General features: G+C 69.6%; 24 protein-coding genes. 13 read left to right on the top strand and 11 right to left on the bottom strand.

Annotation, left to right across the window (positions count from 1 at the left end; translation table 11 throughout):
• Positions 1-25: 25 nt before the first annotated feature.
• Both ABZ412_RS16365 and ABZ412_RS16360 read right to left on the bottom strand, forming a co-directional pair.
• A complete protein-coding gene (locus ABZ412_RS16365; protein WP_357281483.1) occupies positions 26-439 on the bottom strand; it encodes an AMP-binding protein in 414 nt (137 codons plus the stop codon).
• Between the two features lie 147 nt (positions 440-586).
• A complete protein-coding gene (locus ABZ412_RS16360; protein ID WP_357281481.1) occupies positions 587-1,450 on the bottom strand; it encodes a helix-turn-helix transcriptional regulator in 864 nt (287 codons plus the stop codon).
• 178 nt (positions 1,451-1,628) lie between these two features.
• Here ABZ412_RS16360 and ABZ412_RS16355 point away from each other — a divergent pair, with 178 nt between their 5' ends.
• Together ABZ412_RS16355 and ABZ412_RS16350 are read left to right on the top strand one after the other, a co-directional pair.
• Entirely contained in the window at positions 1,629-2,072 is a 444-nt protein-coding gene (locus ABZ412_RS16355) for a DUF4254 domain-containing protein (protein ID WP_357092805.1), read from the top strand.
• A gap of 258 nt (positions 2,073-2,330) precedes the next feature.
• The gene (locus ABZ412_RS16350; protein WP_357281479.1) at positions 2,331-2,693 is read left to right on the top strand and encodes a hypothetical protein; all 363 of its coding nucleotides are present in this window, start codon (positions 2,331-2,333) and stop codon (positions 2,691-2,693) included.
• Between the two features lie 29 nt (positions 2,694-2,722).
• Here ABZ412_RS16350 and ABZ412_RS16345 read toward each other — a convergent pair whose 3' ends face one another.
• The 7 genes from ABZ412_RS16345 to ABZ412_RS16315 all read right to left on the bottom strand — a co-directional run bounded on the left by ABZ412_RS16345 (position 2,723) and on the right by ABZ412_RS16315 (position 10,688).
• Positions 2,723-4,360, bottom strand: coding sequence for a hypothetical protein (locus tag ABZ412_RS16345; protein ID WP_357281477.1), 1,638 nt, complete (start codon positions 4,358-4,360; stop codon positions 2,723-2,725).
• A gap of 135 nt (positions 4,361-4,495) precedes the next feature.
• Complete coding sequence (locus ABZ412_RS16340) at positions 4,496-5,293, bottom strand: ABC transporter permease subunit (RefSeq protein ID WP_357281475.1); 798 nt, start codon at positions 5,291-5,293, stop codon at positions 4,496-4,498.
• Positions 5,294-5,296: 3 nt separating this feature from the next.
• Positions 5,297-6,190 (bottom strand): 2-aminoethylphosphonate ABC transporter permease subunit, encoded by an 894-nt coding sequence (locus tag ABZ412_RS16335; RefSeq protein ID WP_357281473.1) that lies wholly within the window; start codon positions 6,188-6,190, stop codon positions 5,297-5,299.
• A gap of 295 nt (positions 6,191-6,485) precedes the next feature.
• Entirely contained in the window at positions 6,486-7,670 is a 1,185-nt protein-coding gene (locus ABZ412_RS16330) for an ABC transporter ATP-binding protein (protein WP_357281471.1), read from the bottom strand.
• 22 nt (positions 7,671-7,692) lie between these two features.
• Complete coding sequence (locus ABZ412_RS16325; RefSeq protein WP_357281651.1) at positions 7,693-8,730, bottom strand: 2-aminoethylphosphonate ABC transporter substrate-binding protein; 1,038 nt, start codon at positions 8,728-8,730, stop codon at positions 7,693-7,695.
• 128 nt (positions 8,731-8,858) lie between these two features.
• Positions 8,859-9,548: a phosphonatase-like hydrolase gene (locus ABZ412_RS16320; protein WP_357281469.1), complete on the bottom strand. Its 690-nt coding sequence runs from the start codon at positions 9,546-9,548 to the stop codon at positions 8,859-8,861.
• Between the two features lie 24 nt (positions 9,549-9,572).
• Positions 9,573-10,688 carry a TIGR03364 family FAD-dependent oxidoreductase gene (locus tag ABZ412_RS16315; protein ID WP_357281467.1) on the bottom strand — a complete coding sequence of 372 codons (1,116 nt, stop codon included), beginning with the start codon at positions 10,686-10,688 and terminating at the stop codon, positions 9,573-9,575.
• A 199-nt stretch (positions 10,689-10,887) separates the two neighbouring features.
• Here ABZ412_RS16315 and ABZ412_RS16310 point away from each other — a divergent pair, with 199 nt between their 5' ends.
• A complete protein-coding gene (locus tag ABZ412_RS16310; RefSeq protein ID WP_357281649.1) occupies positions 10,888-11,580 on the top strand; it encodes a GntR family transcriptional regulator in 693 nt (230 codons plus the stop codon).
• 30 nt (positions 11,581-11,610) lie between these two features.
• On the opposite strand, the gene ABZ412_RS16305 is transcribed toward ABZ412_RS16310, so the two are convergent.
• Positions 11,611-12,624: an LLM class flavin-dependent oxidoreductase gene (locus ABZ412_RS16305; RefSeq protein ID WP_357281465.1), complete on the bottom strand. Its 1,014-nt coding sequence runs from the start codon at positions 12,622-12,624 to the stop codon at positions 11,611-11,613.
• A gap of 129 nt (positions 12,625-12,753) precedes the next feature.
• Between ABZ412_RS16305 and map the strand changes: the two genes are divergently transcribed.
• The 4 genes from map to ABZ412_RS16285 all read left to right on the top strand — a co-directional run bounded on the left by map (position 12,754) and on the right by ABZ412_RS16285 (position 16,080).
• Positions 12,754-13,617 carry a type I methionyl aminopeptidase gene (map, locus tag ABZ412_RS16300; RefSeq protein ID WP_357281463.1) on the top strand — a complete coding sequence of 288 codons (864 nt, stop codon included), beginning with the start codon at positions 12,754-12,756 and terminating at the stop codon, positions 13,615-13,617.
• Positions 13,614-13,907 carry a hypothetical protein gene (locus ABZ412_RS16295; RefSeq protein WP_357281461.1) on the top strand — a complete coding sequence of 98 codons (294 nt, stop codon included), beginning with the start codon at positions 13,614-13,616 and terminating at the stop codon, positions 13,905-13,907. Before map ends, ABZ412_RS16295 begins: the two co-directional genes overlap by 4 nt.
• Positions 13,870-15,450, top strand: a complete 1,581-nt coding sequence (locus tag ABZ412_RS16290; protein ID WP_357281459.1) for a cobyric acid synthase — start codon at positions 13,870-13,872, stop codon at positions 15,448-15,450. Before ABZ412_RS16295 ends, ABZ412_RS16290 begins: the two co-directional genes overlap by 38 nt.
• 66 nt (positions 15,451-15,516) lie before the next feature.
• Positions 15,517-16,080 carry an alpha/beta hydrolase gene (locus ABZ412_RS16285; RefSeq protein ID WP_357281457.1) on the top strand — a complete coding sequence of 188 codons (564 nt, stop codon included), beginning with the start codon at positions 15,517-15,519 and terminating at the stop codon, positions 16,078-16,080.
• On the opposite strand, the gene ABZ412_RS16280 is transcribed toward ABZ412_RS16285, so the two are convergent.
• On the bottom strand, positions 16,060-17,070 hold the full coding sequence (locus ABZ412_RS16280; protein ID WP_357281647.1) for an alpha/beta hydrolase: 1,011 nt from the start codon (positions 17,068-17,070) through the stop codon (positions 16,060-16,062). The two genes, ABZ412_RS16285 and ABZ412_RS16280, sit on opposite strands and share 21 nt — an antisense overlap.
• 263 nt (positions 17,071-17,333) lie before the next feature.
• Between ABZ412_RS16280 and mqo the strand changes: the two genes are divergently transcribed.
• From mqo to ABZ412_RS16250, 6 genes are all read left to right on the top strand, one after another.
• Positions 17,334-18,857 (top strand): malate dehydrogenase (quinone), encoded by a 1,524-nt coding sequence (gene mqo, locus ABZ412_RS16275; RefSeq protein ID WP_357281455.1) that lies wholly within the window; start codon positions 17,334-17,336, stop codon positions 18,855-18,857.
• A gap of 18 nt (positions 18,858-18,875) precedes the next feature.
• Positions 18,876-19,325 (top strand): GNAT family N-acetyltransferase, encoded by a 450-nt coding sequence (locus ABZ412_RS16270; RefSeq protein ID WP_357281453.1) that lies wholly within the window; start codon positions 18,876-18,878, stop codon positions 19,323-19,325.
• Between the two features lie 394 nt (positions 19,326-19,719).
• The gene (locus ABZ412_RS16265; protein ID WP_357281451.1) at positions 19,720-21,876 is read left to right on the top strand and encodes a VWA domain-containing protein; all 2,157 of its coding nucleotides are present in this window, start codon (positions 19,720-19,722) and stop codon (positions 21,874-21,876) included.
• A 358-nt stretch (positions 21,877-22,234) separates the two neighbouring features.
• Positions 22,235-22,855, top strand: coding sequence for a cob(I)yrinic acid a,c-diamide adenosyltransferase (cobO, locus tag ABZ412_RS16260; RefSeq protein ID WP_357281449.1), 621 nt, complete (start codon positions 22,235-22,237; stop codon positions 22,853-22,855).
• An 11-nt stretch (positions 22,856-22,866) separates the two neighbouring features.
• Complete coding sequence (locus ABZ412_RS16255) at positions 22,867-24,261, top strand: cobyrinate a,c-diamide synthase (RefSeq protein WP_357281646.1); 1,395 nt, start codon at positions 22,867-22,869, stop codon at positions 24,259-24,261.
• Positions 24,248-24,640 (top strand): cobalamin biosynthesis protein, encoded by a 393-nt coding sequence (locus ABZ412_RS16250; RefSeq protein ID WP_357281447.1) that lies wholly within the window; start codon positions 24,248-24,250, stop codon positions 24,638-24,640. The genes ABZ412_RS16255 and ABZ412_RS16250 overlap by 14 nt, the downstream gene beginning before the upstream one ends.
• Positions 24,641-24,747: the final 107 nt, after the last annotated feature.

Genomic DNA, 24,747 nt, shown 5'->3' with positions numbered 1-24,747 from the left:
GCGGGCTGCGGCGGCTTCGGCGCGGTCAGGAGGCCTTCCGCGCCAGGTTCAGTTCGGCCTCGCTGAGCGGGGCGTCCGAGCCGGTGAGGTACTGCACCAGCGTGCTGCGGTCATCGAGCACCAGCCAGCGGCTCGGGTCGGTGACCAGATCCAGTCCGGCCTTGGTGGTGACGCCGAAGTCGGCGCGGGCCACGCTGGACTCGGTGGTCACCGGGACGGGAATGGCGCCGGTCTTCTCGATGGCCAGGCGGGAGACCATGGCCTCGACTCGCGGCGTCTCCGCGATCACGATCTTGGCCCCGGGGTGGACCCCGAGACCCAGCAGCATGCGCGCCACCCGGTTGCTCCAGCGATCCAGTTCGGCGTAGCTCAGGTCGCAGTCGGCGGTGGTCACCGCGATGGCCGTGGGAGCCGCGGGCGATTCGACCGTCTTGCACATGAACATCATCCTCTCGGAGGGGCCGCTTGCGGTGGCGTTCGGTATGTATCCACTTTCGCCGCCGCGAGCCGCCGCCGGTAGCGACCACAGTGCTGCCGTAATCCGCTCCGAGGGTGCGCGTTGTCCCACCCTGGGGTGGGTGGAAGATCAGCCGTTCAGGGCGTCCATGGCCGCCGAGATCATGGTGATCGAGTCGCGCGGGCTCAGCGCCATGGCCCGGAGCTGGTCGAACATCACCCCGTAGCGGCGCACCTCCGGGTGGCCCTCGATCAGCTCGTCGCTGGCGATGCCCTCCACGTACACCAGCTCCGGGTCGGCGGGGTCGGGGAAGTCGAGCAGGGTGAAGGAGCCCAGCATGCCCGGGTGCGCGCCGGCGTCGAAGGGCAGGATCTGCAGGATCACGTTCCGCTTGTTGGTGTGGTCGAGCAGCTGACTGAACTGTTGGTTCATCACCTCGGGGCCGCCGACCATGCGGCGGATGACGGCCTCGTCGAGCACCACCCACAGCTCCAGGGGGTTGTCCTTGGTGAGCACCTTCGACCGCTCCTGCCGAGCCCGAATCCGTTGCTCGATAACCTGATCCGACACCTTGGGCATGGTGGTCTGGTAGACCGCGCTGGCGTACGCCTCGGTCTGCAACAGGCCGGGGACGTAGGTGGACTGGAAGAACCGCGCCGAGAGCGACTCGGCCTCGAAGTTGATGTATGCGCCGTAGACCTCCGACACCGCGTCCTCGAAAGACCTTGCCATGCCGGGACGTAACGCGTCGACCAGCAACTGCAAGGCATCTGAACGCGCGGGTTCACCGATCCCGTAGAGGTCCAGCATGGCCGTCAGGGTGCGGCGCTGCGGCCTGGCCTGGGCGGTCTCGATCCGGTACAGCGTGGTGACGTTGATGCCGGTCTTGGCGCTGACCACTTCTTTGCTGAGCCCGGCGCTCTCCCGCATCTCGTGGAGCATCGCGGCGAGCCTCCGCAAACGGACAGTGAGCACGGTGCGCTTGCCTGCCATGACGACCCTTTCCCTTGGCGCACTTGCTAGAACGCAGTATTGCGTTCTTGCATTTGTAAGAGCATGATCCAGCTAGCCTATTCGTGAACAACCGATCCGATGACCGGTATAGCTGAATCCGGAGACCAATCATGTTGGTGCGATTAGTGATGCTGTCGGGTGCGTATAGGGAGTCTCGATGACCATGTCGATAGCCGGTGTTCTGCCGACCGCTCCGCAATTGCTCTGTGCGTTCCAAGGGAGGCGATTTCAAGATCGAGTATTGCTGAGGTCCGCGCACGCACTCGCCGAACTGCACGAACGTCGCGCCCAGGTACGGGATCCCATGATGGTCAGCGAGATCGATTGCCGCCGCGGCGAACTCGTTGACGATATCAACGATTGGGTGGAGCAGGAACTGCCGCAGCACCGCAACGGCGCCACCATGCACACCGAGAGCCTGGGCGCCGTGGTGGACCGCATGGCCCGGAGCTGGGTCGAAGCCAACCAGGTGATCGATCACGAGGGCGCTTCCAGTGATAACACCCATAAACACTGGTACCACCTGGCCGAACTGGTTGACGGCTACACTGATCTCGTATTCGACGTGGCCGGTGGTCGTCGCCGTTTGCCGGAACAGTGATCCCGAATGCATTGACACAATTGATGTATTGCCACCGAATCGTTGATTCGTCCCGCCCGTAGACGGCGGGCGCAACGGGGCGCCCCGCCCGGCGTGCCGCGTGGTCGACTGGCGCGGCACGCCCGCCCTGAATTAGTGAGAAGCGTTTAGAACCAACCGTCCGGTGTTTTATTCGCGAAGTATTTCATTCACACGGATTCGAATTCATGACCGTGCGGGTGAAATACGGCGTTCCGCACTATGAGGGGGGAGTTCGACATGAACCAGGGCGAGGGCGCCGCCACCGACCTGTACCAACGGGCCCGTACCGGCGACTTCCGGCTGGACGTCGCAACCGCGCGCCACTGCGCCGCAACCTTCCTGCGGTTCGCGGCCGTGCTGGATCCGCACATCGACCGCAGCCACCGTGTCCACACCCTCGGTGGCTTCGGCGATTTCGGGTCCGCCCGGCAATTGCGGCGCGGCTTCGAACGCAAGGGCCGCGACCTCACCGGCACGCTCACCGCGCTGCGGAGCTCCGCCGAGGACATGGCCGCGGCCTATCTGCTCGCCGCGGGCCTCATCCGCGCCACCGACGACACGCATTCCCGCGCCCTCCTGGCCGCCGCCGCGGGTCTCTGACCCGCACTCGGAGGCCGAAAGTGGTTGGGTCAGCGAGGTTTCCAGTAGTTGTCCGGCCCTACCAGCTGCAGGATGGTGCGTGACGGCGCGTCCAGGCTGGGCTGGAGCGAGGCGTCGACCGCGAGGTCGATCGACAGCGAGTACGCCTCGTACAGGTACCGGTACTGCCAGCGACCCCAGCTGGAATAGGTTGCGGCCCACAGGGTATCGAGGTCGGACTGGCAGACGCTGGCGCCGATGCCCTGGGTGGGGCACCACACGTCCCAGGTCTGCTTCTGGCCCTTGAGGCTGGTGTAGATGGCCTCGGCCTCGGTGCTGGAGGGGAAGGCGAACACCTCCAGCGAGGTCATGAGCTTGTCGGACTTGTCGATGTAGGTGCCCGTCACCATCTGAACGCACTTGTTGGCCTGCAGCGCGGTCTTCACGTTCTGCGACATATTGCTCGCGATGCAGTCCTTCACGCCGGAGGAGCGGCGGGTGAACACCACACCCTTGCTGTCGGTGAAGCTCGACGGGAGCAGGGCGTCGGCGGTGAACGGGGTCTTGTCGGTGCCCTGCTGGTTGAGGGTGGCCTTGTCGACCCCGGGGGTGCCGGGGGTGGACGGGGCGGTGGTGCTGGTGGTGGTCGTCGGGGCGGTGGTGGTGATGCTCGAGCCCTTGGCTCCGTCGGTGGTCTTGTCGTCGCCGGAGAGCACGACCGCGCCCACGCCGATAGAGATGACGAGGACCACCAGCAGGACGCCGAGGATCACTTTGAGGGCGGTATTGGTCGAATTCGATTGGGGTGCACCCTGATACGTCACCAGCGGCTGCGGTGCGGACCAACCGGTCGGTGAGGTGTGGATCGGCGGCAGCGGCGCCGTCGACGAGCCGAAACCCGCCTGCGTCAGGTACACCGTCCGCAGCGTGTCGCCCCACTCCTGCGCGGACGGCCGCGCGTCGGGCCCGAATCCGCCATTGCCGAAGGCCCGGTCGAACAGCGCCCGCACCCGCGGATCGAGATCGGCCGGCACGCCACCCGGCTGCCATGGCGCGCCGGGCGGGCCCGCGCTGTCGGGCAGCAGGGTCCGGTAGAGCAGCGCCGCCAGGTCGTACCGATCCTTGTACCGATCGTGCGCCCGGTCGGCGGGCATCAGCCCGGCGGTGTCGATGAGATGGACCAGCGGCGCGGCGGGCTGCCACAGCACGTTCGCGGCCGACAGATCCCCGTGGATCAGCTGCCGTTCCTCGAGCACCCGCACGATCTCGCACAGCCGAACCGCCAGTCCCGCACGGAGATACGGCGTGGTCTGCCCCGGTGCGGCCCACAGCTGATCCAGGGTGCGCGGCCTGCCGTCGGGTTGCAGATAGTCCATGGGGATCAGCGGCAGGACCGCGCCGATCAGCGCCGCGTCGTGCTGGACGAGGTCGATCGGCCAGTTCACCGCCTCGGCCGCCCCGGACGATCCGCTCGTGGCGGCGACCACGGTCTGCCGCCCGAAAAGCATGGCCTGCCGGGCCCATTCGATCGCATCCGGCGCGGTGACCGGGTTCCGGTAGAGCTTGTAGAGCCGCTGGTGCCCGCGGGGATCCCGGCAGAGGTACTGCACCGAGCGCGCACCCGCGGCATGGAAGGGTTCGCCGTCGACGTCGTAGGACTCGCCGGACAGACCTGTGACAACCACCATCGAACAGCCCCCGCCCGATACATGAGTTCCAGGCGAGTTTACCGGCCCGGGCGTCGCCACGCCCGGGCCTCGACGCAAGACACCGCTGACCGTCCCCTCATGACCCGGTCAGCGGTGCGGGTGCGGCCGCGCCGTTCAGCGCAGCGCCGCACGTCCTTTCACGCGGCCCAGCAGTATCAGGGCGATGAGGGTGACGAAGACCAGCAGGGTGGTGCTGGCGGCGGCGTCGAAGACGGCGCCGCGGTCGGTGGCCGCGAAGATGCTCACCGGCAACGTCTTCCAGGTGGCCGGGTACACCATGATGGTGGCGCCGAGTTCGCCCATGGACAGGGCGATGGCCAGGCCGGCCGCGGCCCCGAGGGCGGGCAGCAGCAGCGGCAGGGTGATGCGCAGCAGGACGCGCACCGGTCCCGCGCCGAGTGATTCGGCGGCCTGCCGGTAGCCCGGATCGAGCCGGTCCAGGGCGGCGGAGACGCCGCTGAACGCGTACGCCAGCACCAGCACGGTGTGGGCCAGGATGACGATCCATTTGGTGCCGCCCAGCAGCAGCGGGTGTTCGTTGAAGGTGATGAGCACGCCCAGCCCGATCGCCACCGACGGCACCGCGACCGGCACGTGGAACACCGCGTCGGTGAGCCGCCGCAGCCAGGCCGGGGCCTCCATCGCGGCCAGGGCCGCCCAGGTGCCGAGGATCAGCGAGAACAGGCTCGCCAGCAGCGCGGTCTGCAAGCTGACGGACAAGCTGGCGGACTCCTCGCCGGAGAGCGCCCGATCGAAGTTGGCGAAGCCGAGATCCGAGGGCAGCGGCCCGGTCCAGTGCCCGGCCAGCGCCGCGGCCACCACGGTCGCGATGGGCGCGACGAACACCACCGTGACGACGATCCCGAACACCGCGAGCACCACGGCCCGCCCGCGACGCGTCCACACCAGCATGGGTCAGCTCTCCTTGCGCGCGCCGGTGAGGCGCGCGAACAGCAGTCGGTATCCGAGGTACAGGCTCAGCGACAGCAGCACCTGCACCGAGGCCAGCACGGCCGCGCCGGGCAGATCGAAGGTCACGATGCCACGGGTGTAGATCAGCGCGGGCAGCGTGATCACGCCCTTGGCGCCGGTGAACAGCACGATGCCGAATTCGTTGAGCGTCAGCAGCAGCACCAGGCTGCCGCCCGCCGCCAGCGCGGGCCACGCCTCGGGCAGCACCACCTGCCGCAGCACCCGCCACGGTGAGGCCCCGAGACTGGACGCCACATCCAGCTGCTCCCTGGGCAATTGGGCGAACGCCGCCAGCAGCGGCCGCACCACGAACGGGGTGAAGAAGGTGACCTCGGCCAGGATCACGCCCCAGGGCGTGCTCAGGAAGTCCAGCACCGGCTGCGTGCCCCCGGTGATCCGATCGATCAACGCGTTCACCGCGCCCGCCGTCCCGTACAGGAACGTGAACGCCAGCGTCACCAGGAACGACGGCAGTGTCAGCACCGAATCGATGAGCCGCCCCACCACCTGCGATCCCGGAAACGGCACGAACGCCAGCACGATCGCCAGGAACGTCCCCAGCACCACGCATCCTGCGGTGGAGCTCACCGCGATGGTGACGGTGCGCCACAGCGCATTCCGGAACGACTCCTCACCCAGCACCTTCGCCCAGGTCCCGATCCCTCGCCCGGACTTGGTCTCGGTGGACTCCAACAGCACCCGCGCGATCGGATACACCGCGATCAGCAGCACCACCAGCACCGGCGGCAAGGTACACAGCACGGGTCGCCACGACCGTCCGGCCTTCCGGGCCCCGGGATCGGAAGGCACGGATGGGGATTCGAGCAGTGCCGTCATGACGTTCTCCGCTCCCGGGCCGCTGTGACTCCGGCGAACAAGGCGGCCCAGACGCCGCCGACCACCGTCCGCGGCCGGGGCTCCGCCCGGCGAGTCCCATCCAGCAGGCTGATCGATCGACCGCCGGTGCCCATCGTGCTGTCGTCTTCGTAGTCGGAAGTGATTCCGGCGCAGGCGAATGCACCCGGCGAGCGTCGTGGGAGCGGTGTGGCCGCCGACTGCGCCACGGTCCGGCCCGGCCGCACCGGCCCGGGCATCGCGAGGACCGCGGTGGATTCAGCCGTATCGGCGGCGTTCATGCGCGCACCTCGGGTTCCTCTGCGGCGGAGGGGGTCCCGATGCCCGGCGGGATCAGAACACCCGCCGGGTCGGCGAAGCGGACGCCGACGTGGTCGCCGGGGGCGATGTCGGTGTGGCCGAGGATGTCGGCGGCGAGTTCGGTGGGCAGGCCCGCGATTTCGAGGTGTAGGCGGGTCGAGGCGCCCTTCCAGACGCTGGCGATCACGGTGGCGCGCAACGCGTCTCGTTCGGTGATCGGGACGATGTGGACGGTGTGGGGGCGGACGCAGAGCTGGGCTTCGGCGTTCGGCACCCAGTCGGGGCGGCCGATGCCCGGCGGCGGGGCGTCCGCGCGCAGCGTGTGCTCACCGGCGGTGACCAGGGCCGCGGTGCCGGAGACGTGCTTGACCTCGCAGGCGATCAGGTTCGCGCCGCCGAGGAAGGAAGCGGTGAACTCGGTCGCGGGCCGCTGCCACAGGTTGCGAGCGGTGTCGATGTCGACCAGCCGGGCGTCGCGCATCACCGCGATGCGGTCGGCCAGCGCCAGCGCCTCGGACTGGTCGTGGGTGACGTACAGCATCGCCGTGTCCGGCAACGCTTGTCGCAGCTGCTGGAGTTCGCCCAGCATGTTCTGCCGCAGCTGCGCGTCCAGGGCGGCGAGCGGCTCGTCGAGCAGCAGCACCTTGGGGCGGATGGCCAGGGCGCGCGCGATGGCGACGCGCTGCTGCTGGCCGCCGGACAGTTCGCGCGGCAGCCGGTCGGCGTAGCCGCCCATGCCGACCATCTCGAGGGCTTCGGTGACGCGCCCCCCGATCTCGTTGCGCGCCACCCGATGTGCCTTGAGCCCGAAGGCCACATTGTCGCGCACCCGCATGTGCGGGAACAGCGCGTAGGACTGCACCACCACCCCGATCCCGCGCTTGGCGGGGGACAGGTCGGTGACGTCGCGGCCGGCCAGTCGCACCGCGCCCGAGGTGGGCCGGACGAATCCGGCCAGGGCCTTGAGCGCGGTGGACTTGCCGGAGCCGCTGGGCCCGAGCAGCGCCACCGTTTCCCCCGCGGCGACGCGCAGGTTGAAATCGGCCAGTGCGACAGTCGATTTGCGACCGCGGCCGTAGGTGACCCCGACCCGGTCGAACACGATGGCCGGTTCGGCGGTGGTGTCGGTGACCACCGTGGATGTCGTCAACGCGGAGGACATGGCTGCTGCTCCTGTGGGTGGGTTAGCTACCGGTGGCCTTGGTGTAGGCCGCCAGGTCGGCGTCGAGCTCGTCGAGGACCTTGGTCCAATCCGGGTGCAGGACCTCGACGTTCTTGATCACCTGCGCGGGCGACTGCGCGCCGGCGGCGGACGGCGCGGCGTCCTTGAGCTCCTGGCGGGCGGGCACCGCGTAGGCGTCCGGCAGCGCCTTCTGCGCGTCGGCCGAGAGCAGGAAGGTCATCAGCTTCTTGCCCGCGTCCGAGTGCGGCGCGCCCTTGGCCAGACCCATCAGGTAGGGCACCGCGACGGTGGACTGCTTGCCGCCCGCGGAGGCCGGGAAGAAGACGTTGAACTTCGAGCCCTTCTCCTTCACGGTGGCCAGGTTCATCTGCACGTCGCCGTTGGCCAGCAGGATCTCGCCCTTGTCGACCTTGGCCTGGAGCTTGCCGGTGGAGGACGACGGGCCGACATTGTTGGCCTGCAGCTTGCCCAGGTAGTCCAGCGCGCCCTGCTTGCCCATCAGCTGCTGCAGCAGGATCAGCACGGCGGTGCCGTCACCGGCCTGGCCGGGGGTGGAGTACTGCAGCTTGCCCTTGTACTCCGGCTTCAGCAGGTCGTCCCAGGTCAGCTTGGACGAGTCGACCGAGGGGTTGGCGATGAAGCACAGGTAGTTGCCCGCCAGCGTCACCCACTTGCCGTTCGCGTCCTTGTCGGTGGCCGCGACAGCGGCGGTGTCCACACCGCTGGTCTGCAGCAGACCCGACTTGTCGGCCTTCTGCATGAACGGCGGCAGCGTGACGACCACGTCGGCCTGCGGGTTGGACTGCTCCTTGTCGACACGGCTCACGACCTCGGCGGAGCCGGCCTCGACCAGGTTGACCGCGATGCCGGTCTGGTCCTTGAACTTCGCGAACTGGGTCTTGTACCAGTCGCCGACACCGTCGGCGGAGTAGACGGTGACCGTCTTGTCCCCGGAGTCGCCGGCGCCGGTGCCGCCGCAGGCGGTCAGGCTGAAGGCGACCGCGGTGGCGGAGGTCAGGATCAGGGCGGTCCGGGTGATGGTGCGTGCGAGGCGGTTGTTCGGATTACGCACGGTGACTGCAACTTTCGGTTCAGGGGACGTGACGGATCGTAGGAACGGGGGGTGATCCGCGGCCCCGGCGAGGCGCGCCGGGGCCGCGGAATTCTCTAGCCGCGCTCGGCGAGCAGCAGCTGCGCGAACTCGGTGACCGAGGGCAGCACGTGGGTCGCGCCCGCGGCCCGCAGCTGTTCCTCGGTGTGCGCGCCGGTGAGCGTGCCCGCGACGATGCGCGCGCCCGCGGCCAGGCCGGTGGCGATGTCGCTGGTCGTATCGCCCAGCACCGCCACGCGATCCACGGCGTCGATCTCCAGGCGCAGCACCGCGGTGAGCACCATGTCCGGGTAGGGGCGGCCGCGACCGGCGTCGGAGGGCGCCAGGGCCAGATCCGCGATGTCGTTCCAGCCCAGCGCGTTCAGCAGCTTGTCCTGCGTCTCGCGGCTGAAGCCGGTGGTCAGCGCCACCTTGATCCCGGCGGCCCGCAGCGCGGCAATGGCTTCGGCGGCACCGGGAATCGGGGTCACCCCGGCCGCCTCGGCGAGCTCGGTGTAGGCGGCCTCGAAGGCGCGGTTGGCGGCCTGGGCACGGTCCTCGTCGCCGAGCAGCGTGCGGAAGCACCAGATCTTGGACTGCCCCATGGTGTCTCGCACGAAGGTCCGGGCGGCCTCGCGCTCCGGGCCCTCGGCGGGCACGCCCGCGGCGGTGACGGCCACCTCGAACGCCTGCTCCACCAGCCCGTCGTCGGCCACGGTGGTGCCCGCCATGTCGAAGACGGCGAGTTCGATCTGCTTGTCGGACACGATGATTCCTTAGGTGAGGTTCGTTCAGAGCTCGAGCAGGTCGGCGGTCTCTTCGCCGAGCGCGGGGCCCAGCGTCATGCCGCGTCCGCCCGGACCGGTGATGACCCACACGCCGTCCGCGGCCTGCGCGCGGGTGACGATGGCGCCCGGATCGATGGACTGGCTGTACACGCCCGCCCAGCGCCGCACGATCGGCGGCAGCTTGCGGCCCAGCAGCTCCTCCATCACGCCGGTGAGGTGCTCGTAGGGAGCCTCGTCCACGTCGAAGGTGAACGGCTCGTCGTATTCGTGGGTGTCGCCGATGGTGAGCCCGCCGTGCAGGCGCTGCACGGCCAGTAGCTGCATCTTGTGCTGGGCGGCCGTGAACGGCTGCGCCTCTTCGCGATTGAGGCGATCCAGTTCCGGTCCGGCGAAGGCCGGGTAGTAGCGGAAGCTGTCGCCGTCGGCGATGGCGGTGGTGAGCGGTTCGCCCAGGGGAGCGGTCTGCATCATCTGCAGGCGCACCCGGCGCACCGGGAGGTCGCCGACCAGTTCGCGGGTCAGGCCGGTGTGCGCCGCGCCCGGGCAGACCAGGACCAGGTCGCCCTCGTGGCGGCGGCCGCGGTCGTCGATCACGGTGGTGCCGGTGACGGTGCGGGCCTCGGTGCCGGCGAAGAAGCTGTAGCGGCCGCCGGCCTCCATATAGCGGCGCAGCGCGGGCAGCGCCTGCCGGGACTCGACGGCGGCATCGGTCGAACAGTGCAGGCCCGCGAGGAATTTGCCGCGCAGCGCGGGGTTGAGCGCGCGCACCCGCTCCGGGTCGAGCAGTTCGAAACCGCGTTCGGCGGCCGAGGGGTGCGCCACGGCGGCCTCGGCGACCGCGAGCTCGTTCTCGCCGCGGACCAGGGTGATGGAGCCCGCGGGCCGGAAGCCCACGCCCGGCACCTTGCCGCCGATCTCCTCCCACAGCTGCCGGGATCGCAGCGTGAGTTCCAGTTCGCTCGCGCTGCGCCCGGACACCCACACCAGACCGAAGTTGCGCACGGTCGCGCCGCGCGCCTCCACCTCGCGTTCGAGGTGGACTACGTGGTGGCCGCGCCCGATGGCGGCGAGAGCGTGGGCGGTACCGAGGATCCCTCCGCCGATGATGACCAATCGCATGGTTGTCATCGTGGGCAATGGTCTAGACCTACGGGTGTTTCGTGTGGAAACGGTAGGTTAATAATTGGTATAGACCAATCCTGTGTACGCTGGGGGCATGGAGACGAGGGAGGCCGCCGGGGTGGAAGACCAGGCGGGGCCGGGGCGTCCGGCGGCCGGAACAGCCGGCGCGGGAACCGATTCCGCGTCCGCCGGGCGCATGCCCAAGTCGTACCGGGTGCGCGCCGAACTGGAGGCGCTGCTCGGTGAGCTCTCCGAGGGCGACCCGGTGCCGTCCGAGCGCGAACTCGCGCTGCGCTGTGGCGTCGCCCGCGAGACCGTGCGTCAGGCGGTGCGGGAACTGCTGGTGGAGGGGCGGATTCGCCGGCAGGGCCGCGGCACCGTGGTCTCGCGCCCGAAGATGGTGCAGCCCTTGTCCTTACGCTCCTACACCGAGGGCGCGATCAAGTTCGGCCGCAAACCGGGCCGTCTGCTCGTCGACTGGTCCGACGTCCCCGCCGACCCAGACACCGCCCACGATCTCGCCGTGAAACCGGGCACCCCGGTCATGCACCTGGAACGCATCCTGCTCGCCGACGGGGAACGCATCGGCCTGGAGAGCACCTGGATGCCGTTGCACCGCTTCGCCGTCCTGCGCGAGTTCTACGACCCGCAGACCTCGCTCTACGTCGCCACCCGCGGCATGGGCGTGGTGTACGCGGTCGCCACCGAACGCATCGAGACGGTGCTGGCCTCCCCGCGCGAGGCCGCGCTGCTGGAATGCACGACGGCCCTGCCCATGCTGCTGCTGCACCGCCGCAGCGTCGACGGGGAAGGCGTGCCGATCGAACGCGTGCGCTCGCTGTACCGCGGCGACCGGATCGCCTTCCAGGCCAAGCTCACCGACTACTGAGCCCGCGATCGGCCGGTGCCGAGCTCGCGGTCAGCCCAGCTGCGGAGCCACTTTCGCGCCCAGCAGCTCGATGCTGTGCAGCACCTTCTCGTGCGGCAGCGTGCCGACGCTGGTGTGCAGCATGAACCGGTCCAGCCCGAGGGTGTCGCGCACCTCGGCGATCTTCTCGGCGACGTAGTCGGGCGTGCCCACGAACAGCGACCCGCTCTGCGAGCGCAGCGCGTCGAACTGCTGACGGGTCATCGGACCCCAGCCGCGCTCACGTCCGATGCCGGTCATCGCCCGCGCGTACGAGCCGTAGAAGTCCTCCACGGCCTGCTTGTCGGTGTCGGCGATGTACCCGTGCGCGTGCACCGCCACCGGCTGCGGCTCGTGCCCGCCCTCGGCCAGCGCCCGGTGGTACAGGTCCACCAGCGGCTTGAACCGCGCCGGCTGCCCGCCGATGATGGCGATGGCCAGTGGCAGGCCCAGGAGTCCCGCGCGCACAACGGATTCGGGGCTGCCGCCGACGGCGATCCACACCGGCAGCGGCCGGTTCTCGGTGCGCGGATAGACGATGGCGTGGTCCAGCGGCGCGCGGAACTTGCCGGACCAGGTGACCGGTTCGTCCTCGCGGATCTTCAGCAGCAGCGCGAGCTTTTCCTCGAAGAGGTCGTCGTAGTCGGTGAGGTCGTAGCCGAACAGTGGGAACGATTCGATGAACGAGCCACGCCCGGCCATCAATTCGGCGCGGCCGTTCGACAGGCCGTCCAGGGTCGCGAAGTCCTGGTAGGCGCGGACCGGGTCGGCGGAGCTGAGCACGGTGACCGCGCTGGTGAGCTGGATGCGCTCGGTCCGCGAGGCGATAGCGGCCAGCACGACCGCGGGGGAGGAGGCGGCGAAGTCCTTGCGGTGATGCTCGCCGACGCCGTACACGTGTAGCCCGGCCCGCTCGGTGGCCACGGCCTCCTCGACCACCTGCCGCAGGCGTTCGCCCGCGGTCGGCACCGGCCCGTCGCCGCCGACGGGATGCGTTTCGGCGAATGTCGTCAGTCCCAGTTCCACGGCCGTTGCCCTTCTCGAGTCTTGTTGCCAAGTCAACCGACAGGATAAACGGACCGCGGTCCGGAAGAATTCCCGCGTGCCCCGGACCTGGGAATCCCACCATTCGGACCGGCAGATAGTCTGGTACCCATGTCTGTGCGCACCCGCAAGCCCCTCGCACCCGGCACGCAGTCGCCCATTCGCGAGGTCCCCAAGAACATCGAACGGCCGGAGTACGTCTGGAAGAAGACGGTCAACGAAGGTAGCGAGCCCTGGGTGCAGACCGCGGAGACCATCGACAAGATGCGGATCGCGGGCAAGATCGCCGCGCAGGCCCTGGAAGAGGCGGGCAAGGCCGTCGCGCCGGGCGTCACCACCGACGAGCTCGACCGGATCGCCCACGAGTACATGCTCGACCACGGCGCGTACCCGTCGACCCTGGGCTACAAGGGATTTCCCAAATCCTGCTGCACCTCGCTGAACGAGGTCATCTGCCACGGCATCCCCGACTCGACCGTGATCGAGGACGGCGACATCGTCAATATCGACGTCACCGCCTACATCCACGGCGTGCACGGCGACACCAACAAGACCTTCCTCGCCGGTGACGTGGACGAGGAGGTGCGCCTGCTGGTCGAGCGCACCGAGGAGGCCACCAAGCGGGCCATCAAAGCGGTCAAGCCGGGTCGCGCGCTCAATGTGATCGGCCGCGTCATCGAGGCGTACGCCAACCGCTTCGGCTACGGCGTGGTCCGCGACTTCACCGGCCACGGCGTCGGACCCACCTTCCACTCCGGCCTGGTCATCCTGCACTACGACCAGCCCGCCGTGGAGTCGGTCATCGAACCGGGCATGACCTTCACCATCGAGCCCATGATCAATCTGGGCGGTATCGACTACGAGATCTGGGACGACGGCTGGACCGTGGTCACCAAGGACCGCAAGTGGACCGCCCAGTTCGAGCACACTCTCGTCGTCACCGACGAGGGCGCAGAGATCCTGACGCTGCCGTGAAGATCGCCATGCCCCAGCGGGGCGTCACCACGCGCGGCATCGGCTCCCGCGGCCCCCGGCGCAAGCCCTCCCGTTTCCTTCCCCCGAACCCCCGGGACGAGGGTCAGGGGGCCCTGCGCGCCACCATGCGCCGCCACGTCGAACTCTCCGCCGGTCGGCCGGTGGACGACGCCGACAAGCAGGACGTCGTCGCCGACACCCGCGGCGATTACGACAATCGGGACGCCTACACCAGCAGCGGCCGCGACCACTATGTCTACCGCCCGCGGGCGGAGTACAGCACCCGGTGAGTCGACGCGAGTGAAGGGTGCGCTGCTGGTCGCCGGAACCACCTCCGACGCGGGCAAAAGCGTTGTGGTGGCGGGGCTTTGCCGGATGCTGGCGCGGCGCGGGGTGCGGGTCGCGCCGTTCAAGGCGCAGAACATGTCCAACAACTCCGTCGTCACCCTCGACGGCGGGGAGATCGGGCGGGCGCAGGCCTTGCAGGCGCGGGCCTGTGGGCTCGAACCCAGCGTGCGGTTCAATCCGATCCTGCTGAAGCCCGGCAGTGATCGACGGTCGCAGCTCGTGGTGCGGGGCAAGGCCGTCGACACCGTCGGGGCCAAGGACTATTTCCGGCATCGGCGAGAACTGCGAACCGTGGTCGCCGAGGAATTGGCTTCGCTGCGCGACGAATTCGATGTGGTGATCTGTGAAGGCGCGGGTTCACCAGCCGAGATCAATTTGCGGGCAACCGATCTCGCGAATATGGGATTGGCGCGCGCCGCCGGGCTTCCGGTCGTGGTGGTCGGCGACATCGATCGTGGCGGCGTGCTGGCCCACCTGTTCGGCACCGTCGCGATTCTGGAACCCGAAGACCAGCAACTGATCTCGGGCTTCATCATCAACAAGTTCCGTGGCGACGTGGACCTGCTGCGGCCCGGCCTGGATCAGCTCACCGCACTCACCGGCCGTCCCACGCTCGGCGTCATCCCCTTCGCCGAGGACCTGTGGATCGACGCCGAGGACTCCCTCGGCACCGTCGCCGACGCCCCCGTGGGCCGCTCCCGGCCGCCGCTGGGCCGCGACTGGCTGACCGTGGCCGCCATCCGCTTGCCGCGCATCTCCAACTCCACCGATGTCGAGGCCCTGGCCTGCGAGCCCGGCGTCTCGGTGCGCTGGGCCGGTGACCCGTCCCGCCTCGCCGGGGCCGATCTGGTGGTGATCCCCGGCAGCAAATCCACCGTCAGCGACCTGGAGTGGTTGCGCCGCACCGGAATCGCCGACGCCCTCACCGCCCGCGCGGCCGCGGGCGGCCCCATTCTCGGCATCTGCGGCGGCTATCAGATGCTGGCCCGCACCATCGTCGACCGCGTCGAGTCCGGCGCGGGGACCGTCGCGGGCCTGGGTCTGCTGGACCTGGACATCGAGTTCGCGGATCCGAAGGTGCTGCGCCGCTCCGGCGGCCGGGTCCTGGATCGCGCCGGTGACACCGATCTCCCCGTGCACGGCTATGAGATCCACCACGGCCGCGTCACCCGCACCGCCGACCGGCCCTGGTTCGAGCTCGGCGGCGCCCCGGAAGGCAGTGTGCGCGAATCGGTGTGGGGCACGCACCTGCACGGGGCCCTGGCGGCGGACGAGTTTCGCCGGACCTGGCTGCACCAGGTCGCCCAGCGCGCGGGTCGCACCGATTTCGTTGTCGCCGAGGACGTCTCGGTCGATGAGGTGCGCGCCTCCCAGCTCGACCTGCTCGCGGATCTGATGGAGAAGCACCTCGATCCGGACGCGCTCGAGCGTCTGATCGACGCGGGCGCACCCCTGGATCTCCCGACCCTGACCGTGGGAAAGTGACCCCGGTCACAGTTATCCGACCGACTGGCGGTCGGCCTCCACACCCCTGCTGTAGCGTGATCGACCATGGAATCTCGGCGGATCACGGTCGGTGACCGCGAGTGGGCGGTGCGAGTCGGCGGGCCCGACACCCGGCACCACGTCCTGCTGCTCCCCGATGCGGGCGATCCGGCCGATGTTTACGACCAGGTCTGCGAACGACTGCAGACCTCGGACCTGCACACCATCGCCTTCGAGTCGATCGACGGTCTCGACGCCGCGACGGTGGTCGACATCCTGGGCCGGCTGAAGGTCCCGTACGTCAACCTCGTCGGCATCGGCGCGGGCGCGGAACTGGCCTGGGAACTGGCCGCCCGCCACTTCAGCCATTTCATGAGCCTCATCGTGGCCGGCGGCGGCCACCCGGCGGTGCCCGGTGTGGACGGCACCGTCCGCGACGCCGCCTGCCCGCCGGTGGAGATCCCCACCACCCTGCTGGCCACCAAGCCCTTCCCGCGCGAGGTGGCCGAGGGCTCGGCCAGGTTCGTCTACGGCGAATTCCGGCTGGTCCCCATGGATGTCACCGCCGTGGCCGCCGAAGCGGGCCACGAACTGGCCACCGAGGTCGTGCTACGCACCAGCTTCTGGTGAGCCGGCGGCCGCGACGGGCCTGGACGCGGCAGCCTGCGTGACCACGGCAGGCGCCGCGGCCGCCGCCGGTGTTTCAGCCTGCCATTTCAGCCAGGAGTCCAGTTCCCGCAACGCCTCGGTGCGCGGCTTCTCCGACGACAGGAACACGTCGTGGCGCGCACCCTCGATCGGCACGATATTGGTGCGGGTGCCCAGGCAGCCCGACCAGCGCTGGATCTGCCGCACATCGAGCACCACGTCCGACACATCGGCGGCGGGTCCGTAGTTGCGCATGAACTTGGTGACCTTGGAGCGCAGGATCAGCGCGGGCACCCCGATATCGAGCCCCTTGTGCAGCCGCAGGTGCCCGCGCCGGATGGCGCGTAGCCAGCCCGCGTGAACGGGGAAGCCGCTCAACGGTTTCCAGTCCAGGTTGTAGTCCCACTCACCGGCCTGGGTCTGGTGCAGGCTGTCGCCGTAGCTGGTGGACACGCCCAGCGGGATCCGGGCGAAAGCCCGTAACCGGCCCAGGCCCTCCAGCACCGGCGTACCCACCGAGCGGTAGTAGCCGGGCCCCTGCAGGTCGAACCACGGGCTGTTGAGCACCAGTCCGGTGATGCCCTGCGCGCGCACGCCGCCCGCGGCTTCGAGCCGGTTGAGCCACAGCGAGGTCACCAGACCGCCGGTGGAGTGGGCCATGATCAGTACCGGCAACTCGGTCTCGGCGCGGATGACCTCGAGCGAGCGGTTGAGCTCCTCGTCGTAGAGGGCCAGGTCGCTGACATAGTGCGGGGTCTGCCCGGCCCGCGTGGAACGCCCGCATTTGCGCAGGTCCAGCGCGTAGAAGGCGTAGCCCTGGGCGGCCAGGTGCTGGGCCAGGTGTTCCTGGAAGAAGTAGTCGGTGAAGCCGTGCACGTACAGCACGGCTCCGGTCGCGGCGGGGGCGTCGGCGGGGGTGTAGCGGACCAGGGTGGCGACGGCGTCGCCCTGACCGTCGGGGTCGGGGCCCATCGACAGCGTCAGCTGCTGGTAGTCGGCGCCCAGGACGTCGGGCTGCCAGGCGGTGGTCGAAGACGTGGTGGAGGACGTTTCGCGGGTCACCAACTCAACATAGACCGCGGCGCGTAGATGTCTATTTGGGAGGGATCTCTCACATTCGGGGATTTCGAAGCGGGATTCGGGAATGGTCAGGGGCAGAATTGAGTCCAAGTGAACGACGGGTAACCTAACCCCCACCTGGTGACCCAAAAAAGACAAGGAAGTCGATCCCCGCCGTGTCGAACGCTGCCACGATTGAAAAGACCGATGTAGTACTCATCGGTGCCGGCATCATGAGTGCCACCCTCGGTGCCCTTCTTCGCCAGGTGCAGCCGGATTGGTCGATCACCATCTTCGAGCGCCTCGAGGCCGCGGCCGCCGAGAGCAGCGACCCGTGGAACAACGCGGGCACCGGCCACTCGGCCCTGTGCGAGCTGAACTACACGCCGCAGAACGCCGACGGCTCGGTGGAGATCGCCAAGGCCATCGACATCAATGAGCGTTTCCAGGTCTCGCGCCAGTTCTGGTCCTACTCGGTCGAGAACGGCGTGCTGGCCAACCCGTCGAACTTCATCAACCCCATCCCGCACGTGAGCTTCACTCATGGCGCGGACGGCGTCGAATACCTGCGCAAGCGTCACGAGGCGCTGTCGCGGCATCCGCTGTTCGAAGGCATGGAGTTCATCGACGACGCCGACGAGTTCGCGCGGCGACTACCGCTGATGTCCAAGGGTCGTGACTTCTCCGACCCGGTCGGCCTGAACTGGACCGACTACGGCACCGACATCGACTTCGGTGAGCTCACCAAGGAACTGCTGGCCTACCTGGGCGCGTCCGGCGCGGACATCGCGTTCGGCCACGAGGTGACCAACCTGACCAAGCAGTCCGACGGCTCCTGGCTGGTGAAGGTGCGCAACCTGCGCAGCAACAAGGTGCGCGTCATCAACGCCAAGTTCGTGTTCGTGGGCGCGGGCGGCGGCGCGCTGCCGCTGCTGCAGAAGTCGGGCATCAAGGAGATCCGCGGTTTCGGCGGCTTCCCGGTGTCGGGCCTGTTCCTGCGCTGCACCAACCCGGCGCTGGTGGCCCAGCACGAGGCCAAGGTGTACGGCCAGGCCTCGGTCGGCGCGCCGCCGATGTCGGTGCCGCACTTGGACACTCGCGTCATCAACGGTGAGAAGGGCCTGCTGTTCGGCCCGTACGCCGGCTGGACGCCGAAGTTCCTCAAGGACGGCAAGCTGACCGACCTGATCAAGTCGGTGAAGCCGAACAACCTGTTCTCCATGCTGGGTGTCGGCGTCACCGAGATGGGCCTGGTCAACTACCTCGTCGGTGAGCTGCTCAACTCGCAGAACGACCGGATCGGCTCGATGGAGGAGTTCATCCCGCGCGCCGACGGCGACGACTGGGAGCTGATCGTCGCCGGTCAGCGCGTGCAGGTCATCCGCCGCAAGGGCGCGGGCGGCGTGCTGGAGCTGGGCACCGCGGTCGTGGCGGCCGAGGACGGCACCATCGCCGGTCTGCTCGGCGCCTCGCCGGGCGCGTCCACCTGTGTGAGCGCCATGCTCGACGTGATGAAGAAGTGCTTCCCGCGCGAATTCTCCACGTGGGAGCCGAAACTCAAGGAAATGGTGCCGTCGCTGGGCGTGAAGCTCTCCGAGAACCAGGCCCTGTTCCGCGATGTGTGGGACTGGTCCACCAAGGCCCTGCAGCTGGACGCCGACAACACGCCGAAGCCCACGGGTATCGCTTCTCACGCGTAGATGTGATAGCAAGACGCGATGATGTCAACGGTTGCTCTCAAACGGTCGTGGTCCCAAGACCTGGACACCGCGACGCTGTACAAGCTGTTGAAACTTCGCGTGGAGGTTTTCGTCGTCGAGCAGAAGTGCGCCTACCCGGAACTGGACGGGTTCGATCTATTGCCGGAGACCCGTCACTTCTGGCTCGACGACGAGGGTGAGACCATCTGCACCCTCCGTCTCATGGAGGAGCACGAGGACGGCGTCAAATCCTTCCGGATCGGCCGCCTCTGCACCACCCCCGAGGCCCGTGGCCACGGCTACACCACCCGCCTGCTGCAGGCCGCCCTGGCCGAAGCGGGTTCGGCGACGGTCCGCCTGAACGCCCAGACCTACCTGCTCGACATGTACACCAAGCACGGCTTCAAGGTCGACGGCCCGGAGTACATCGAAGACGGCATCCCGCACATCCCCATGCGCCGCGGCTGATCCCGCCCCCCGCAACGTCCCGCGCCCGCTGTGAAACCCACAGCGGGCGCGGCTGTTTCATGCGTATGCGGCGTGCGCGGTGCGCGGCGCCAGTCGGCGGTGCGGGGCCGTGCTCACGTACCACCCGGGGCAGCGCGCCCGATGTCGTGGCGGCCGCGGACGGCCCGGGTCGGAGCGAGTGCTGGGTCGCGGGAGCGTGTGGTTCGACCGTACTGCGGGAGCGTGGGCTCGGCCGGAGTGATTGCGGGCCGGTGGGCGGCCGTTCGGGGGAGCGGGCGTCGAGCCCCGTGAGCGCGGGGGCACGGTTCGGTCATGCATGACGCGGGGGCGGGCGCATGTGCGGTGCCGAGGGGTAGCCGGGGTGGAGAAATGCGCCGCGCATAGAGTTGGCGGCGTGTCTGTTCCTTCTGTGGCGTACTCCGAGAGTGTTCGTGCGGCCGGTGACGAGGCCGGATTTCCGTTCTCCGCGGTGGTGGGGCAGGAGCGGCTGCAGCTGGCGTTGATCCTGTGCGCGGTGCATCCCGGCATCGGCGGGGTGCTGGTGCGCGGGGAGAAGGGGACCGCCAAGTCGACCGTGGTGCGCGCGCTCGCGCAGCTGCTGCCCCCGGTCGTGGACGAGTCCGGCGCGCGGCCCGCGCGGCTGGTGGAGCTGCCGGTCGGCGCGACCGAGGACCGCGTGGTCGGGTCTTTGGACCTGGAGCGGGTGCTGCGGGACGGGGAGCAGGCGTTCAAGCCGGGTCTGCTGGCCGCCGCCCATCACGGCGTGCTCTACGTCGACGAAGTGAATCTGCTGCACGACCACCTGGTGGACGTCCTGCTCGACGCGGCCGCCATGGGCCGGGTGCACATCGAGCGTGACGGCGTCTCGCACACCCACCCGGCGCGATTCGTGTTGGTGGGCACCATGAATCCCGAGGAGGGCGAGCTGCGGCCGCAGCTGCTGGACCGCTTCGGCCTCACCGTGGACGTCGTCGCCTCCCGCGTCGTGGACACGCGCATGGCCGTGGTCCGCCGCCGCCTCGACTACGAGGCCGACCCCGCCGCCTTCGCCGACCGCTACGCGGCCGCGGATCGTGAGGTGGCCGAACGCATTCTGACCGCCCGCGACCACCTCGCCGAGGTCAGCCTCGACAATGTCGAGCTGCGCCGCATCGCCGCCCTGTGCGCCGCCTTCGACGTCGACGGCATGCGCGCCGACCTGGTGGTGGCCCGCACCGCCACCGCCCACGCCGCCTGGCGCGGCGCCGCCGAGGTCACCGAGTCCGACGTCCGCGTCGCCGCCGAACTCGCGCTGCCGCACCGCCGCCGCCGCGACCCCTTCGACGAACCCGGCATCAGCGAGGAACAACTCGACGACGCCATGCGGCACGCCGCCGACGAAGCCGCCCGCGCCGAGCAGGATGGAGCTGACGGCCTGGGAAAAGGTGAAGCGGTCCCGCCGAACGGCGCGGGACCGCGGAATCCGGCGGAGGGCGAGGGGCGCGACGCCGATTCGCCTGACGCGGAACAGAACTCACCCGCGGGCCGGAATCCCGCCGACTCGGCCTCGGTGGACCGTCCCGACGGTCCGGACGTGCCTGATAATGGCCGGGACTCGCCTGATGGTGGCCCGGACTCGCCGGACGGCGGCCCGGATTTCCCCGGCGGCGGCCCGAATCCCCCTGGGGGAGACCGGAATCCCTCCGACGACCGCGCCGAGCGCAGCCCGTCCGCCGATCGCCCCGCCCGGGAGGGCAGCGTCGCCGCCCCTGCCGCCACCCTCCCCAAGCCACCGCGCTGGGAGGTGCCCGGTGTCGGTGAAGGCGCCCCCGGCCGCCGCTCCCGCGCCCACACCCGCCAGGGCCGCATCGTCCGCGCCACCGACGACACCTCCACGGGCCTGCACCTGCTGGGCACCATCTTCGCCGCGGCTCCTCGCCAGTTCGAGCGTGGGCGCCTGACCGGCCCCCTCGCCTTCGCCCCCGACGACCTGCGCGGCGCGTATCGCGAAGGCCGCGAGGGCAACCTGGTCGTCTTCGTCGTGGACACCTCCGGCTCGATGGCCGCCCGCGACCGCCTCTCGGCCGTCACCAACGCGGTCGTGGCCCTGCTCCGCGACGCCTACCAGCGTCGCGACAAGGTCGCCGTCATCACCATGCGCGGCCAGGAAGCCGACCTGGTCCTGCCCCCGACATCCTCGGTCGACATCGCCGTCCGCCGCCTGGCCGACCTGCGCACCGGCGGCAAAACCCCACTCGCCCAAGGCTTGTTGCGGGCCCGCGACCTGATCCGCCGCGAGCGCACCCGCGACCCCCACCGCCGCCCCCTGCTGGTTCTGCTCACCGACGGCCGCGCCACCGGCGGCACCGACCCGGTCCCGCGCGCCCGCGCCGCCGCCCGCATGCTGGCCAACGATTCCGTCACCGCCATGGTCGTCGACTGCGAACGCGGCATGATCCGCCTCGGCCTGGCCCGCGACATCGCCGCCGAATTGCGCGGCGGCTACCTGCATTTGGGTGAACTCACCGGTGACGCCGTGGCGCACGTGGTGCGCGCGACCCGCGCCGCATAGGCCCGCCCCTGCGGCCACCGCCACACCCGGTTCCGGTAGTGGGCACAGCTCTGTCCGAATCGCACACCGCGATGCCGTGCCCAGGGCGCGATGACCGGCCGCCGGATCGCGAACACGGTGAGCGGCAGCAACGGGATCGGCCACCGGCTGTCGGCGAGCACCCCCGAATCCGAGCACCACGGCAGCGCGGCTGGAGCTCACCGCGATTCGAGGTCTGATACGTGGACTCGGTAGCGGCCTCGATTCTGTCCGCCCCGTGGCGACTCCGGCCGGGCCGCCGTGCGGGGCCGGGGCCGCCGTATGGCACGGTGAACGTCGACAGCGGTGTGCCTTGCCGCAGCGAAAGGAGCTTCCAGCGATGCCGAAGGGTGTTCCCCTCCCGGAATCCATTCCCGATGACGGTCTGACCACCCGGCAGCGGCGCAACCAGCCGGTGCTGGCGGTGCACACCGGACCCGGCAAGGGTAAGTCGACGGCCGCGTTCGGGATGGCGTTGCGGGCGTGGAACCAGGGCTTCGACATCGCGGTGTTCCAGTTCGTGAAGAGCGCGAAGTGGAAGGTGGGCGAGGAGGCGGCGTTCCGCACCCTCGGGCAGCTGCACGACGAGACCGGCGCGGGCGGCGCGGTGGAGTGGCACAAGATGGGCGAGGGCTGGTCCTGGACCCGCAAGCAGGGCTCAGACGACGACCACGCGGCCGCCGCCGCAGCGGGCTGGAAGGAGATCCGGCGACGCCTGGAGACCGAACAGCATCGCTTCTATGTGCTCGACGAATTCACCTACCCGCTCAAGTGGGGGTGGGTCGATGTCGACGAGGTCGTCGAGACGCTCCGCGAGCGGCCGGGCAATCAGCACGTGGTGATCACCGGCCGCGACGCCCCGCAGGCCCTGATCGACGCCGCCGACCTGGTCACCGAGATGACCAAGGTCAAGCATCCGATGGACGCCGGCCGCAAGGGCCAACGCGGCATCGAGTGGTGAGCGGGCCCGCCATGGTGAGCCCGGCGAGCACCCCCGCCGTCGTCATCGCCGCGCCCGCCTCGGGCAGCGGGAAGACCACGGTGGCCACCGGATTGATCGGCGCGCTGCGCCGTGCCGGGCACCGGGTCGCGCCGTTCAAGGTCGGCCCGGACTACATCGACCCCGGCTATCACGGCCTGGCCGCCGGTCGCCCGGGCCGCAATCTGGACCCGGTCCTGGTCGGCGCGGACCGCATCGCACCCCTGTACCTGCACGGCAGCCGCGACAGCGATCTCGCGGTGGTGGAGGGCGTCATGGGCCTGTTCGACGGCCGCATCGACGAACACCACACCGAACCCATCGCCGAGGGCTCGACCGCCCAGATCGCGGCCATGCTCGGCGCACCCGTGATCCTGGTGGTGGACGCGCGCGGCCACAGCCAGAGCCTGGCCGCCCTGCTGCACGGTTTCGCCACCTACGACAGCGGAATCCGGCTCGGCGGAGTGATTCTCAACCGCGTGGGCAGCGAACGCCACGAACAGGTCCTGCGCGCCGCCTGCGCCCGCGTGGGCCTGCCGGTGCTGGGCGCCCTGCCCCGGCTCGCCGAACTGGCCGTGCCCTCACGGCATCTCGGCCTGATCCCGGCGGTCGAACACGGCAATGCCGCCCAGGCGGCCGTGGACGCCATGACGGATCTCGTCGCGGCGCACATCGATCTGGCCGCGGTGGCCGCCCTGGCCGCCTCCGATGTGCGGGGCCGGGCGTGGGATCCGGCCGCGGAAGTGGCGGTCCAGGAATCCGGACCGGTGGTGGCCATCGCCGGGGGACCGGCCTTCACCTTCGGCTACGCCGAGCACCGCGAGCTGCTCGCGGCGGCCGGGGCCCAGGTCCGCGTCTTCGACCCGCTGCGCGACGAACTGCCCTCCGGCACAGCCGGATTGGTCATCCCCGGCGGCTTCCCCGAGGAACACGCCGCCGACCTCGCGGCCAACACCGGCCTGCTGGCGGCCATCGCCGACCAGGCCCGCCGCGGCCTCCCGATCCACGCCGAGTGCGCCGGTCTGCTGTACCTGACCCGCACCCTCGACGGCCACCGCATGGCCGGTGTCCTCGACGCCGACGCCGAGTTCGGCCCGCGTCTCACCCTCGGCTACCGAGACGCGGTGGCGCTCACCGACTCTCCGCTCTGGAACGCGGGCGACCGCGTCCGCGGCCACGAATTCCACCGCACCCGGCTGACCTCCGCGGGGTCGTCGGAATCGGGCTGGGCCTGGCGCTCACCCGCCGGCGAGACGGTCCGCGAGGGCACGGTGCTCCACCGTGTGCACGCCTCCTACCTGCACACGCACCCGGCCGGGAACCCGGCGGCCGTCGGACGGTTCGTCGCCGCGGCGGCCGACTTCGCCCGGACCGATGTCACGGTCTGACCTGGCGGTCGGCGTCGGGCTGCGCCCCGGGACGACCGCCGAGGTCATCGTGGCGGCGGTGCGGGAAGCCTTGGGGGACAGGGCGGTCGGCCGATTGGCGACCCTCGACCGGCGCGCCGGTGAACCAGGGTTTCTAGAGGCGGCGTTGCGGCTGCACGCGGTGGCCATGGGGTTCTCGGCTCTGGAATTGGCAGCCGTGGCCGTTCCCAATCCGTCAAGCCGGGTTTCGGAGGCTGTCGGTGCCACGAGCGTCGCGGAGGCCGCTGCCGTGCTGGCCGGTGGGGGTGGGGATTTGACGCTCCCCAAGACAGTTGTATCCGGAATCGTGGTTGCTGCTGTGGAATTCGATTTGTCGGGATCGCTAGACCTGGGTTCATGATGCCGCCCTTCCGGGACTCGATCTGAAACGGGAAGACGACTCAGCGCTTCGATTCCCAGCGATGGACTGAGCTTCGGAACTTCGACGAGAATTATGAAAATCATTGC

This window comes from Nocardia sp. NPDC005746, assembly GCF_040630785.1.
In the GTDB taxonomy this organism is placed as follows: domain Bacteria; phylum Actinomycetota; class Actinomycetes; order Mycobacteriales; family Mycobacteriaceae; genus Nocardia.
This window is presented reverse-complemented; position numbering and strand designations above follow the sequence as displayed.

Bases quoted from the DNA above. Each gene is read 5' to 3' on its own strand.
- ABZ412_RS16310 (WP_357281649.1), top strand. From the start codon at position 10,888: ATGCCCAAGTCGTACCGGGTGCGCGCCGAACTGGAGGCGCTGCTCGGT.
- ABZ412_RS16360 (WP_357281481.1), bottom strand. From the start codon at position 1,450: ATGGCAGGCAAGCGCACCGTGCTCACTGTCCGTTTGCGGAGGCTCGCC.
- ABZ412_RS16330 (WP_357281471.1), bottom strand. From the start codon at position 7,670: ATGTCCTCCGCGTTGACGACATCCACGGTGGTCACCGACACCACCGCC.
- ABZ412_RS16255 (WP_357281646.1), top strand. From the start codon at position 22,867: ATGGTGAGCCCGGCGAGCACCCCCGCCGTCGTCATCGCCGCGCCCGCC.
- ABZ412_RS16315 (WP_357281467.1), bottom strand. From the start codon at position 10,688: ATGCGATTGGTCATCATCGGCGGAGGGATCCTCGGTACCGCCCACGCT.
- ABZ412_RS16335 (WP_357281473.1), bottom strand. From the start codon at position 6,190: ATGACGGCACTGCTCGAATCCCCATCCGTGCCTTCCGATCCCGGGGCC.
- ABZ412_RS16280 (WP_357281647.1), bottom strand. From the start codon at position 17,070: ATGGGCCCCGACCCCGACGGTCAGGGCGACGCCGTCGCCACCCTGGTC.
- ABZ412_RS16355 (WP_357092805.1), top strand. From the start codon at position 1,629: ATGACCATGTCGATAGCCGGTGTTCTGCCGACCGCTCCGCAATTGCTC.
- ABZ412_RS16340 (WP_357281475.1), bottom strand. From the start codon at position 5,293: ATGCTGGTGTGGACGCGTCGCGGGCGGGCCGTGGTGCTCGCGGTGTTC.
- ABZ412_RS16345 (WP_357281477.1), bottom strand. From the start codon at position 4,360: ATGGTGGTTGTCACAGGTCTGTCCGGCGAGTCCTACGACGTCGACGGC.
- cobO (WP_357281449.1), top strand. From the start codon at position 22,235: ATGCCGAAGGGTGTTCCCCTCCCGGAATCCATTCCCGATGACGGTCTG.
- ABZ412_RS16365 (WP_357281483.1), bottom strand. From the start codon at position 439: ATGTGCAAGACGGTCGAATCGCCCGCGGCTCCCACGGCCATCGCGGTG.
- ABZ412_RS16250 (WP_357281447.1), top strand. From the start codon at position 24,248: ATGTCACGGTCTGACCTGGCGGTCGGCGTCGGGCTGCGCCCCGGGACG.
- map (WP_357281463.1), top strand. From the start codon at position 12,754: ATGTCTGTGCGCACCCGCAAGCCCCTCGCACCCGGCACGCAGTCGCCC.
- ABZ412_RS16270 (WP_357281453.1), top strand. From the start codon at position 18,876: ATGATGTCAACGGTTGCTCTCAAACGGTCGTGGTCCCAAGACCTGGAC.
- ABZ412_RS16285 (WP_357281457.1), top strand. From the start codon at position 15,517: ATGGAATCTCGGCGGATCACGGTCGGTGACCGCGAGTGGGCGGTGCGA.
- ABZ412_RS16350 (WP_357281479.1), top strand. From the start codon at position 2,331: ATGAACCAGGGCGAGGGCGCCGCCACCGACCTGTACCAACGGGCCCGT.
- ABZ412_RS16290 (WP_357281459.1), top strand. From the start codon at position 13,870: ATGTCTACCGCCCGCGGGCGGAGTACAGCACCCGGTGAGTCGACGCGA.